Source organism: Citricoccus sp. K5 (assembly GCF_902506195.1).
Classification (GTDB): Bacteria; Actinomycetota; Actinomycetes; order Actinomycetales; family Micrococcaceae; genus Citricoccus.
This window is the reverse complement of sequence record NZ_LR732817.1, coordinates 1,304,132-1,316,870: the sequence shown is the minus strand read 5'-3', so window position 1 is coordinate 1,316,870 and position 12,739 is coordinate 1,304,132. Positions and strand designations below refer to the sequence as shown.

Below are 12,739 nucleotides of genomic sequence, written 5' to 3'. Positions count from 1 at the left end.
CAGCCTAATGGTCATGAACCATGCCCAGACAGCAGCCCCCGCCACTTCTCCGGGCGCCGAGCCCGCCACACCGTCCACCTCAACACCGACCACGGGGCCGGAGCCCTATGCCTTCGTACCGGGCGTCACCCCCGAGCTCAGCCCCGAGGAGCGCCGGCAGATGATGTTCGACTCCGGCATCCCGGAAGAGCTCCACCACCAGCTGGGCGTACTGGGCATCAGTCCTCTGGCGGCGAAGATGGGCATCATCTTCCAGGAGATGACGGTGGCGCGCATGGTGGCCACCATGCCGGTGGCGGGCAACGAGCAGAACGCGGGACTGCTGCACGGCGGCGCCCACCTGGTCCTGGCCGAGACCCTGGGTTCGATCGGCGCCGTGCTGCACACGGGGGGACAGAAGCCGGTGGTGGGGATCGAGATCAGCGCCACGCATCACCGAGGTGCCACAGCCGGCCTGGTCACGGGCACCTGCACACCGATCCACCTGGGCGGGACGCTGACCACACATGAGATCGTCATGACCGATGAGCAGGGGAAGCGCTTGTCCACGGCCAAGATCACGAACATGATCCTGGATCCGAGCCGGCGCTGAGGCGCGGCTGCACGGAGACGGGATGAGACTGGTGCCCGAAGTGGGACTTGAACCCACACATCTTTCGATACCGCATTTTGAGTGCGGCGCGTCTGCCAATTCCGCCATTCGGGCTTGCGTACTGCAAGGTTGGTGCCGGTCGGAACCGGCCTGACAACCCTACAAGGATACACGTCACGAACACGCTGTGCGTCGTGGCCAGGCATCGAACCGATACGCTGTTCGTTGACCGAGCGCAAGGAGTCTTCATGCCGACCGAGCAGAGCGAACAGACCAACCGCCCCGAGGTGGAACCCGCCAGACTGCGCGTCGTCGTCGCCGAGGACGAGACGCTCATCCGGGTGGACATCGTGGAGATCCTCACCGGGCAGGGCTATGACGTGGTCGGTGAGGCGGACAACGGCCAGAAGGCCTTGGAACTGGCCACCGAGCTGGAGCCGGACGTGGTCCTGATGGACGTCAAGATGCCCGTGATGGACGGCATCACCGCCGCCGAGCACATCGCCCAGGCAAAGATCGCCCCCGTGGTGCTCCTGACCGCCTTCAGCCAGCGGGAGCTGGTGGAGCGGGCCCGCGAGGCCGGGGCCATGGCCTACGTGGTCAAGCCATTCAACGAGAACGACCTCGTGCCCGCGATCGAGTTGGCGGTGGCCCGCTTCGACGAGCTCCGGGCGCTCGAGGAGGAGGTGTCCGACCTCGCCGAGCAGTTCGCCACGCGCAAGCTCGTGGACCGTGCCAAGTCACTGTTGACGACCACCCTCAACCTGTCCGAGCCGGAGGCCTTCCGGTGGATCCAGAAGAGCTCCATGGACCGGCGGCTGAGCATGCGCGAGGTCGCCCAGACGGTCATCGACCAAATGGGCTGACCTCGCGCCCACACTCGGTCACACGCAGGTCATACGCAGGTCATACGCAGGCTCACACCCACCGTCACAGGGGCGAACGTGCCGGCCACATCCCCACCCGCTCGGCGTTCGGCTGCGGGTAGCCCTCCACGAGTCCCCCGGAGTCGTCCAGGTCACCGATGCGGTGCACCTTGACGATGTTGGTGGACCCGGTCTTCCCGGGAGGGGACCCGGCGGCGATGACCACCAGGTCGTTGACGCCCGCGATGCCCTCCTTCAGCAGCGAACGGTCCACCTGCGCCGTCATCTCATCCGTGGAGTCGGCGAAGGGCACCATCTTCGGCAGCACACCCCAGGACAGGCACAGGATGTTGTGCGTGTGCTCCACGTGCGTGAACGCGTAGATCATCTGCTGGGGACGCAGCCGGGAGAGCCTCCGGGCGGAGTCGCCCGACTGGGTGAAGGCCGCCAGGTAGCGCACGTCCAACTGGTCGGCGATCTCCACGGCGGCCCGGGTGATGGCCCCGCCGCGGGTCTTCGGCCTGGAGCCCAGGGGGCGGATCCGGTCGAGTCCGTGGGTCTCGGTGGACTCGATAATCCTGGCCATCGTCTCGACGGTGGTCACCGGGTACCTGCCCACCGAGGTCTCCCCCGAGAGCATGACGGCATCGGCCCCGTCCAGCACGGCGTTGGCGCAGTCGGAGGCCTCGGCGCGGGTGGGCCGAGGACTGTCGATCATGGACTCCAGCACCTGGGTGGCCACGATGACCGGCTTGGCCCAGCGGCGGGCCAGCTCGATCGCTCTCTTCTGCACCAGCGGGACGTCCTCGAGCGGCAGCTCCACTCCGAGGTCCCCACGGGCCACCATGATGGCGTCGAACGCATCCACGATCCCGTGCAGCGCCTCCACGGCCTGGGGCTTCTCGATCTTGGCGATCACCGGGACCCGGCGGCCCTTTTCATCCATGATCTCGTGCACCCGCTGGATGTCCTCCGCCGAGCGGACGAAGGACAGGGCGATCATGTCCACGCCCAGGTCCAGGGCCCAGCGCAGGTCGTCCTCGTCCTTCCCGGACAGGGCGGGCACGTTCACGGCCACACCGGGCAGGTTGATGCCCTTGTTGTTGGACACCGTTCCCGGGACCACCACCTCGGTCACGACGTCGGTTCCGGTCACCTCCACGGCACGCAGGGCGACCTTGCCGTCGTCGATCAGCAGGGCGTCCCCGGCCTTGACGTCGTCGGGCAGCCCCTTGAAGGTGGTGCCGCAACGTTCCGCGGTGCCCTCGATCTCCTGCGTGGTGATGGTGAACCGGTCACCCACCCTCAGCTCGTGCGGACCGTCGGCGAACCGTCCGAGCCGGATCTTGGGACCCTGCAGGTCCGCGAAGATCGCCACGGGACGGTCCAGGTCCCGGGCGGCCTTGCGGATGTCCGCGTAGGTCTGCTCGTGGACGTCCCAGCTGCCGTGGCTCATGTTCATGCGCGCGACATCGACCCCCGCGGCGATCAGGTCCTTGGTGTTCTGGTATCCCTCGTTGGCCGGGCCGAACGTGGCGACGATCTTCGCGTGTCTCATGTTCCCAGCCTAACGAGCCGAACTGACGTTGAGGTGAACAGGCGTGGCCACCTTCGGACCGACATCACACCGACATCACACCGACATGGCACGATCCGTCGGCTCCACCGGGGACGGCAGCCGGGTCCAGGTCTCGAGCGACTCGTCCACGGCCTTCGCGCAGGCCCGCCCCTCGGCGATGGCCCACACCACGAGCGAGGCACCGCGCCCGGCATCGCCGGCCACGAAGACCCCAGGGGTGTCCGTCTCGTAGCGGTGGTCCCGCTTGACCAGTCCGCGTTCGAGCACGACGCCGGCGTGGCCCTCTCCGGAGGTCAGTCCGGCGTCCTCCACCCCGGTGAACCCCAGTGCCAGCAGCACCAGGTCCGCGGGGATCTCCCGTTCGGTGCCGGGCTTGGGCACGCGGCGGCCGTCCGGCAGGTACTCGGTCTCGGCCACGCGCACGGCCCGGACCCGCTCCACGCCGTCGGCACCCACCTCGCCCAGGAACTCGACCGTGGAGGCCAGGTACTCGCGCGTGCCGCCCTCGGCGTCCGCGGAGGTCACCTCGTAGACCCGCGGCACGGTCGGCCAGGGCTGGTCATCCGGACGTTCAGCGGGCAGTTCCTTGCCGATGGCCAGGGTGGTCACGGACGCGGCGCCGTGGCGGTGAGCCGTGCCGATGCAGTCGGCGCCGGTGTCACCGCCGCCGAGCACCACCACGTGCTTGCCGTCGGCCCGGATCTGTGCCGCCGCCTCCGCCTCGTCCAGTTCCCCGTTCACGGCGCGGTTGGACTGGACCAGGTAGTCCATGGCGAAGTGCACACCGTCCAGTTGCCGGCCCGGCACGGGCAGGTCACGCGGCACGGGCGCCCCGGTGGCCATGATGACGGCGTCGTAGCGAGACCGCAGCTCAGCCCAGGTCATGTCCGTGCCGATGGCCACGTTGGTGCGGAAACGCGTCCCCTCGGCCTCCATCTGCTCGATCCGGCGGTCCAGGATGTCCTTCTCCATCTTGAAGTCCGGGATCCCGTACCGCAGCAGACCGCCGACCCTCCCGTCCCGCTCGTAGACGGCCACGGTGAAGCCGGCCCGCGTCAGCTGCTGGGCGGCGGCCAGGCCGGTGGGGCCGGATCCGACGACGGCCACGGTGTGACCGTTGAGCCGCTGCGGGACGACGGGGTCGAGCCAGTCGTTGTCGAAGGCCGCGTCCGCGATGGACACCTCGGTCTGCTTGATCGTCACGGCCGGCTGGTTGATGCCCAGCACGCAGGACGACTCGCAGGGTGCCGGACAGATACGGCCGGTGACCTCGGGGAAGTTGTTGGTGGCGTGCAACCGGGCGGCAGCCTCCTCCCACCGGCCCCGGCGGACCAGGTCGTTCCACTCGGGAATGAGGTTCCCGAGGGGGCAGCCCTGGTGGCAGAACGGGACGCCGCAGTCCATGCAGCGACCGGCCTGCGTCCGGATCACGGCCTCGTCCTGGCGGACATAGACGTCCTTGAAGTCCAGGATGCGCACGGGCACCGGCCGGGACGGCCGGTCCTGCCGCTCACGGGTGTTCAGGAATCCACGGGGATCAGCCACGGGTAGCCTCCACAATCCGACCCCAGGCGGCGTCGCCGTCCGGGTCTAGTCCTTCATCGATGACGGCCGCACGCGTCTTCAGCACGGCGTCGTAGGTGGCCGGCAGCACGGTGGTGAAGCGTGCCATCACCGCCTCCGGGTCTGCCTCCAGGTCGGAGAGCAGGTGAGCGGCCACCGGCGAGCCGGTCTCCGCACGGTGGAGTTCCAGCAGGCCGATGATGGCCTCCCGATCCTCGGCCCGCGGCTCGAGCAGCAACAGATCGTGCTGCTCCACCGCCAGTGGATTCAGCGTGGTCTCGTCCAGGTCCAGGACCCAGGCGGTGCCACCGGACATGCCGGCCCCGAAGTTGCGGCCGGTCCGGCCGAGGATCAGGGCCTGCCCACCGGTCATGTACTCGCAGCCGTGGTCACCGATCCCCTCGACGACGGCGGTGGCCCCGGAGTTGCGGACCAGGAACCGCTCCCCCACGCGTCCGCGCAGGAAGACCTCGCCCGAGGTGGCGCCATAGCCGATGACATTGCCCGCCACCACGTTGTCCTCGGCCGCGAATCCGGCCGAGGCGTCCGGGCGCACGACGATGCGTCCGCCGGACAGGCCCTTGGCCACGTAGTCGTTGGCGTCGCCCTGCAGCCGGAGCGTGATCCCGGCCGGCAGGAAGGCACCCAGCGACTGACCGGCCTCACCCGTGAGGTTCACGGTGATGGTGTCCGCCGGCAGTTCGTCCAGCAACCGGGCCTTGGTGACGTGGTAGCCGAGCATGGTTCCGGCGGCCCGGTCCGTGTTGACGATCCGCTTGGTGACCTCGACCGGTGTGCCGTTCGCGATGGCGGGCTCGGCCAGGGTGATGAGCTCGTTGTCGAAGTGCTGGTCCAACTCGTGGTTCTGTCCGTGGGTGTTGGACAGCTGACGGGCCTTGACCGGATCGGCCGGATCGTATCCGGCCAGGATGCCGCTGAGGTCCAGGCCCTCGGTCTTCCAGTGGTTCCGGGTCGCATCCCGGTCCAGGACCTCGATGTGGCCGATGGCCTCGTCGATGGACCGGAAGCCGAGCTCCGCCAGGTACTCACGGACCTCCTGGGCGATGAACTCGAAGAAGGTGACCACGAACTCGGGCTGGCCGGTGAACCGGGACCGCAGCTCGGGATTCTGGGTGGCCACGCCCACCGGGCAGGTGTCCAGGTGGCAGACGCGCATCATGATGCAGCCGGAGACCACCAGGGGTGCGGTGGCGAAGCCGAACTCCTCGGCGCCGAGCAGCGCGGCGATGACCACGTCCCGACCGGTCTTGAGCTGGCCGTCCACCTGGACCACCACCCGGTCCCGCAGGCCGTTGAGCATCAGTGTCTGCTGGGCCTCGGCGAGGCCCAGCTCCCACGGAGCCCCCGCGTGCTTGAGCGAGTTCAGCGGGGAGGCGCCGGTGCCGCCGTCGTGCCCCGAGATCAGCACGACGTCGGCCTTCGCCTTGGTCACGCCTGCCGCCACAGTGCCCACTCCTGATTCGGAGACGAGCTTGACGTGCACACGGGCCGCCGGGTTGGACCGCTTCAGGTCATAGATCAGCTCGGCGAGGTCCTCGATCGAGTAGATGTCATGGTGCGGCGGCGGCGAGACCAGGGAGACACCGGGCGTGGAGTGCCGCGTGGAGGCCACCCAGGGATACACCTTGGTGCCCATGAGCTGGCCGCCCTCCCCGGGCTTGGCCCCCTGCGCCATCTTGATCTGCAGGTCGTCCGCGGTGGCCAGGTAGAGGCTGGTCACGCCGAAGCGGCCGGAGGCGATCTGCTTGATGGCCGAGCGGCGTTCCGGATCCAGCAGTCGCTCCGGGTCCTCGCCGCCCTCACCCGTGTTGGACTTGCCGCCCAGCCGGTTCATGGCGATCGCGAGGGTCTCGTGGGCCTCCCGGGAGATGGAGCCGTAGCTCATGGCCCCCGTGGAGAAGCGCTTGACGATCTCCGAGACGGGCTCGACCTCGTCCAGCGGCACCGGCTGGCGCACCCCGGTCTTCAGGGTCAGCAGCCCACGCAGCGTCATCAGGTCCCGGGACTGCTCGTCCACGCCCTGCGTGTAGTCCTTGAAGATGCCGTACTGGCGGGTCCGGGTGGCGTGCTGGAGGCGGAAGACGGTCTCCGGATTGAACAGGTGCGGTGGCCCGTCCCGGCGCCACTGGTACTCGCCCCCGGTCTCCAGCTCCCGGTACGGATCGATGTCATTTCCGTCCGGCGGGTAGGCCGCCCAGTGGCGCTGCTCGTTCTCGGCGGCGATGACGCCCAGCCCGACCCCGCCCATGGGGGTGTGCGTGCCGGCGAAGTACCGGTCCACGAGAGGCCGTGACAATCCGATCGCCTCGAACGTCTGGGCCCCGCAGTAGGACGCCACGGTGGAGATGCCCATCTTGGACATGATCTTCTGCACGCCCTTGCCGAGCGCCTTGATGAGGTTGGCGACGGCCTCGGCGCGGGTCACGCCGGTGATGGCCCCGGTACGGACCAGGTCCTCGGCGGACTCCATGGCGAGGTACGGGTTCACCGCGGAGGCACCGTAGCCGATGAGCACGGCCACGTGGTGGACCTCGCGGACATCCCCGGCCTCGACGAGCAGCGAGGCGCGGGTGCGGTTGGCCGAGGACAACAGGTGGTGGTGCACGGCGGAGAGCAGCAGCAGGGACGGGATGGGAGCCCACTGCGCGTTCGAGTCGCGGTCGGAGAGCACGATGTACTGCACGCCGCGGTTCACCGCGGCTGAGACCTGCTCGCAGATCTCCGTGAGCCGGTCACGCAGGCCGGCCGAGCCGCCGTCGACCCGGTACAGGCCACGGACCTTCAGGGCCACCTTGCCGCCCGGCTTGCCTCCGGGCTGGTCGCCGGACTGCTGACCACCCTCGGACCGCAGGTTGGCGATCTTGGCCAGCTGGTCGTTGTCGATGACCGGGAACTCAAGGTTCACATGGTTGGTCCGCACTCGTTCGGTGGACAGCAGGTTGCCGTCCGGGCCGATCGAGGTCCGCATGGAGGTGACGAGTTCCTCGCGGATGGAGTCCAGCGGCGGGTTCGTGACCTGCGCGAAGGACTGGGTGAAGTAGTCGAACAGCAGCCGGGGCCGCTTCGAGAGCACCGCGATGGGGGTGTCCGTCCCCATGGCCCCCAGGGGCTCCGCGCCCTTCTCCGCCATGGGGCCGATGAGCAGCCGCAACTCCTCGGTGGTGTAGCCGAAGGTGCGCTGGCGGTGCGCCACGGAGGTGGACGAGTAATTGACGTGTTCACGCTCAGGCAGGTCGGCCAGGTCGATGAGGTTCTCGTGGACCCACTCACGCCACGGGTTGGCCGAGGCCACCTCTGCCTTGACCTCGTTGTCCTCGATGATGCGACCCTCGGCGGTGTCCACGAGGAACATCCGGCCCGGGGCCACCCGCCCCTTGCGGACGATCCGGGAGGGCTCGAGCGGCAGCACACCGACCTCGGAGGCCAGCACCACGAGTCCGTCATCGGTGACCCAGTAGCGGGCCGGGCGCAGGCCGTTGCGGTCCAGCACGGCACCGACCTGGCGGCCATCGGTGAAGGCCACGGCGGCGGGGCCGTCCCACGGCTCCATCAGCATGGAGTGGTACTCGTAGAACGCCCGGCGGTCCGGATCCATGGACTCGTGGTTCTCCCACGCCTCCGGGATCATCATCATCACCACGTGGCTCAGGGGCCGGCCGGCGAGCATCAGCAGCTCGGCGACCTCGTCGAAGTTCGCCGAGTCGGAGGCGCCCGGGGTACAGATCGGGTACAGCTTCTCCGGTTCCTCGCCGAGCACCGAGGAGGCCAGCTGGGACTGGCGGGCGCGCATCCAGTTCCGGTTGCCCTTGACCGTGTTGATCTCACCGTTGTGGGCGATGGCCCGGAACGGCTGGGCCAGCGGCCAGGACGGGAAGGTGTTCGTGGAGAAGCGCGAGTGCACCACGGCCAGGGAGGTGGCGAAGCGCTCGTCCGAGAGGTCGGGATAGAACGGCTCGAGCTGGGCCGTGGACAGCATCCCCTTGTAGACGATCGTCTGCGTGGAGAGGGAGGGGAAGTAGACCCCGAACTTGTTCTGGGTGCGCTTGCGGACCCGGAAGACGCGGGCGTCCAGCGAGTCGCCGCCCGTGGCCCCCACCGAGGGGTCCAGGGCGAGGAACAGCTGGGAGAAATGGGGCATGACCGCTCGGGCAGAGGCACCGAGCACATCGGTCTCCACCGGGACGTCGCGCCAGCCCAGGACCACGAGGCCCTCCTCGGCAGCGCGCCCCTGGATGCCGTCCACGCACTCGCGGCGCTCGGCCGCGTCCTGCGGCAGGAACGCCGTGCCCGCGGCATAGTTGCCCGCGTCCGGCAGGTCGAAGTCGACGACCTCGCGGAAGAAGGCGTCCGGGATCTGCAGCAGCAGTCCGGCCCCGTCTCCGGTGCCGTCATCCCCGCCGACGCCGCCCCGGTGTTCGAGGTTGCGCAGTGCCACGAGGGCGTGCTGAACGATGTCGTGCCCGGGGGTGCCGCGCAGGGTCGAGATGACGGCCAGGCCGCAGTTGTCGGTCTCCGCGTCGGGACGGTACAGGCCCTGCTCGGCGGGGATCGCGGAGAACCGGTTGAAGGGGTTCTTCGGGTCCCGGGCCAAGGCGTCCTGGGCCGAGTCGTCCGGCATGGGCCGGGCGGCTTGCGCCGGCGTGGCGGACTCAACAGGGTCCCCTGCCTCGGCGGGCTGGCCCTGAGGAGGGCGGACGTACTGGTCGTCGCGGCGCAATGTCATGAGATTCCTTCCGTTGCGCAGGGGTTCTGCTGCGGTGGAAGGGGACATCATCGGCCCCTACGACGAGAGATGAACACGCGGTTTCGTCCGCTTCACCTCACGTCAATGCAGTGGAGTCGATACTACCGAGGTGCGAGGCCGTCAATCAGATTTTTCGACCGGATCAGCCACTTTTTTTGTTTCGGCTGCGTTAACTTTCGCCCCGTCGACGGCTGGATCGGCCGGCCCGGCTGGATCCGCCGCACCTGATGACGCCGCGGACTCAGCGGTGGAGCCAGTCTCGGTTGCGGTCTCCTCGATCGGCTCACGGCCCGCACGCCACACCGAATCGGCCTCGGCCTCCGCCTCGGCGGTCTTCGGCCGGGTGAGGCCCAGGTAGATGAGGAAGCCGATGGCGATCAGCAGCATCAGCAGCGAGGTCCACACGTTCAGGCGCTGGGTGGTGCCGAAGAGCGTGATCATCTCCGCGTCGTCGATCCGGAGCATCTCGATCCAGGTGCGCCCGGCCGTGTACCAGGCGACGTAGGACCAGAGCATCATGCCTCGGCGCAGCTGGAGCCGGCGGTCGATCAGCAGTAGCAGGGCCACCCCCAGCAGGCTCCACAGCATCTCGTAGGCGAACGTGGGGTGGAAGAGGGTGCCCTCGAGGGCACCGGCGGGAAAGTTCGGGTGGTCGGCGGACACCTGCAGGCCCCAGGGCGCCGTGGTGGGGCCGCCGAAGAGTTCCTGGTTGAAGTAATTGCCGAGCCGGCCGATGGCCTGGGCCAGCAGCACGCCGGGCGCCACCACGTCGGCATATGCGGAGATCTTGAAACCGTAGCGGCGGCAGGCGATCCAGGCGCCCACGGCTCCCAGGGCGACGGCTCCCCAGATCCCGAGGCCGCCTTCCCAGACCCGCCAGATCTTGGTCAGGTCACCCGTGCCGTCGAAGTTGGGACCGAAATAGGCATCCGGGGACGAGACCACGTGGTAGAGCCGGGCGCCGACCAGGCCGAAGATGATGGCCCAGATGGAGACGTCGATGAGGCTGCCCTCGGGGCCGCCACGGGCCTTCCAGCGCCGCGAGGCCAGCCAGAGGCCCGCGATCATCCCGGCCACGATGCACAGCGCATACGCGTGGATCGTGACAGGCCCGAGGTCGAATCCGTCCCAGATCGGGGCGGGGATGGCGGCCGTGGTCAGCGCGCCGTCCATCAGGCGTCTCCTCGCGAGCTCTTCACGGCGCCCGTGGCCAGATCGGCCGCCAGGGTCCCGACGGCGGCCGGGCCACCGTCCCGCAGGGCCACCACCAGGGCGGTGCCCACGATCGCACCGTCGGCATACGCGCCGATCTCACGGATGTGCTCGGGCTTCGAGATGCCGAGGCCGACCGCGACCCGGGGTGCCCCGGCGGCGTGCGCCCGGGCGACGACGTTCTCGGCGGCCGTGGAGACCTCGGAGCGGGCTCCGGTGACGCCCATGACGGAGACGCCGTAGACAAAGCCCCGCGAGGACTCGGTGATCAGCTTCACGCGCTCGTCCGTGGAACTCGGCGCGGTCAGGAAGATCCGGTCCAGTCCGTAGCGGTCGGAGGCCTCGAACCACGCTCCGGCCTCCTCCGGAACCAGGTCCGGGGTGACGATGCCGGCTCCCCCGGCTTCGGCCAGCCGGCGGGCGAAGGTCTCCACGCCCATCCGGTCGACGATGTTCCAGTAGGTCATGACCACCACCGCGGCGTCAGTGCGCTGCGTGACGGCACGGATGATGTCGAAGACCGCGTCGACCCGGAAGCCATCGACCAGCACCTGGCTCGTGGCGGCCTGGATGACCGGCCCGTCCATCACCGGATCAGAGTAGGGGATGCCGATCTCGATGACATCGGCACCGTTGTTGCCCAGGGCGACGGCGGCCTCGATCGAGTCCTCGACGGTCGGGAAGCCGGCGGGGAGGTACCCGATGAAGGCGGTGCGGCCGGCGTCGCGCGCGGCCTCGATGCTCTCGGTGGTCAGCGATCGGATCTGCTGTCCGGTGTTCTGCTCGGTCATCAGTTCTGCGCTCCTTCGGGGCGTGCGGCCACGGCCTCCGCGTCGCCGCCCTCGGGGGTCGCGGCGTCCGGCAACATGCCGAAGTACTTCGCCGCCGTGGCCACGTCCTTGTCACCACGTCCGGACAGGCTGACCACGATGATCTTCTCCTCACCAACGGCGGTGTCCGCACTGACGACGCCCTCGTCCGACCAGCGCTGCGCGAGGCGCAGGGCGCCTGCCAGGGCATGGGCGGACTCGATGGCCGGCACGATGCCCTCGGTGCGGCACAGCCGTTGGAAGGCGTCCATGCACTCGGCATCGTCCACGGGCTCGTAGGTGGCCCGGCCGGTGTCATTGAGCCAGGCATGCTCGGGGCCGACCGCCGGGTAGTCGAGGCCGGCCGAGATCGAGTGTGAATCGATGGTCTGGCCGTCCTCGTCCTGCATCAGGTAGGTGCGGGCGCCGTGGAGCACACCGGTACGGCCAAGGTTGATCGACGCGGCGTGCTCGCCCGTGCTGATCCCCTTGCCCCCGGCCTCCAGGCCGTAGAGCGCCACACCGGAGTCGTCCAGGAAGGCGTGGAAGAGGCCCATGGCGTTCGAGCCCCCGCCGACGCAGGCGCAGACCGCGTCCGGCAACCGACCGGCCTGCGCGAGGATCTGCTCGCGGGCCTCGTCGCCGATGACCGAGTGGAAGTAGCGGACCATGGCCGGGAACGGGGCCGGCCCGGTGACGGTGCCCAGGAGGTAGTGGGTGGTGTCCACGGAGGCGACCCAATCGCGCAGGGCCTCGTTGATGGCGTCCTTGAGCGTGCGGGCGCCGGTGGTCACGGGGATGACGGTGGCACCGAGCATCTCCATGCGGGCGACGTTGAGCGCCTGGCGCTGGGTGTCCACCTCGCCCATGTAGACGGTGCACTCCAGGCCGAACAGGGCTGCGGCCGTGGCGGTGGCCACGCCGTGCTGACCGGCACCGGTCTCCGCGATGAGGCGGGTCTTGCCCATCCGACGGGCCAGCAGAGCCTGCCCGATCACGTTGTTGATCTTGTGGGACCCGGTGTGGTTGAGGTCCTCACGCTTGAGGAAGATCCGCACGCCCGGGGAATCCTGGGCGAAACGCGGCACCTCCGTCAGCAACGATGGCCGATTCACATAATTCGTGAACAGGTCCTGCAGCTCGGCCGTGAACTCCGGGTCGTTCCGGGCCTCGGTGAAGGTCCGGTCCACTTCCTCGAGTGCGGCGATCAGGGATTCGGGCATCCAGCGCCCGCCGTAGGGGCCGAAGTACGGCCCAGGCTGGTGCTGGTAGCTCCCGGTGTGCTCAATCATCGTACGTTCCAGTCTGTGTTCGGGTACTTCCGGAGGTTCGGGGGTACGTCAGGGATACGTC

At 68.9% G+C, this 12,739-nt stretch carries 8 protein-coding genes and 1 tRNA gene; 2 read left to right on the top strand and 7 right to left on the bottom strand.

Features of this window, described 5'->3' with window-relative positions; genetic code table 11:
- Positions 1 to 7 precede the first annotated feature (7 nt).
- Positions 8 to 592, top strand: a complete 585-nt coding sequence (locus BOSE125_RS05910; protein WP_159550882.1) for a hotdog fold thioesterase — start codon at positions 8 to 10, stop codon at positions 590 to 592.
- Positions 593 to 621: 29 nt separating this feature from the next.
- Here the strand turns inward: BOSE125_RS05910 and BOSE125_RS05905 are convergent.
- Positions 622 to 706: transfer RNA gene (locus BOSE125_RS05905), tRNA-Leu, on the bottom strand.
- Positions 707 to 840: 134 nt separating this feature from the next.
- Between BOSE125_RS05905 and BOSE125_RS05900 the strand changes: the two genes are divergently transcribed.
- Positions 841 to 1,458 (top strand): ANTAR domain-containing response regulator, encoded by a 618-nt coding sequence (locus BOSE125_RS05900; protein WP_159550880.1) that lies wholly within the window; start codon positions 841 to 843, stop codon positions 1,456 to 1,458.
- Between the two features lie 64 nt (positions 1,459 to 1,522).
- On the opposite strand, the gene pyk is transcribed toward BOSE125_RS05900, so the two are convergent.
- The 6 genes from pyk to trpB all read right to left on the bottom strand — a co-directional run bounded on the left by pyk (position 1,523) and on the right by trpB (position 12,678).
- The gene (pyk, locus tag BOSE125_RS05895; RefSeq protein WP_159550878.1) at positions 1,523 to 3,016 is read right to left on the bottom strand and encodes a pyruvate kinase; all 1,494 of its coding nucleotides are present in this window, start codon (positions 3,014 to 3,016) and stop codon (positions 1,523 to 1,525) included.
- A 75-nt stretch (positions 3,017 to 3,091) separates the two neighbouring features.
- A complete protein-coding gene (locus BOSE125_RS05890) occupies positions 3,092 to 4,582 on the bottom strand; it encodes a glutamate synthase subunit beta (RefSeq protein WP_159550876.1) in 1,491 nt (496 codons plus the stop codon).
- The gene (gene gltB, locus BOSE125_RS05885) at positions 4,575 to 9,239 is read right to left on the bottom strand and encodes a glutamate synthase large subunit (RefSeq protein WP_159554780.1); all 4,665 of its coding nucleotides are present in this window, start codon (positions 9,237 to 9,239) and stop codon (positions 4,575 to 4,577) included. Before gltB ends, BOSE125_RS05890 begins: the two co-directional genes overlap by 8 nt.
- A gap of 246 nt (positions 9,240 to 9,485) precedes the next feature.
- The gene (gene lgt / locus BOSE125_RS05880) at positions 9,486 to 10,538 is read right to left on the bottom strand and encodes a prolipoprotein diacylglyceryl transferase (RefSeq protein WP_159550874.1); all 1,053 of its coding nucleotides are present in this window, start codon (positions 10,536 to 10,538) and stop codon (positions 9,486 to 9,488) included.
- Positions 10,538 to 11,368, bottom strand: coding sequence for a tryptophan synthase subunit alpha (gene trpA, locus BOSE125_RS05875; protein ID WP_159550872.1), 831 nt, complete (start codon positions 11,366 to 11,368; stop codon positions 10,538 to 10,540). Before trpA ends, lgt begins: the two co-directional genes overlap by 1 nt.
- Complete coding sequence (gene trpB, locus BOSE125_RS05870; protein ID WP_159550870.1) at positions 11,368 to 12,678, bottom strand: tryptophan synthase subunit beta; 1,311 nt, start codon at positions 12,676 to 12,678, stop codon at positions 11,368 to 11,370. The genes trpA and trpB overlap by 1 nt, the downstream gene beginning before the upstream one ends.
- Positions 12,679 to 12,739: the final 61 nt, after the last annotated feature.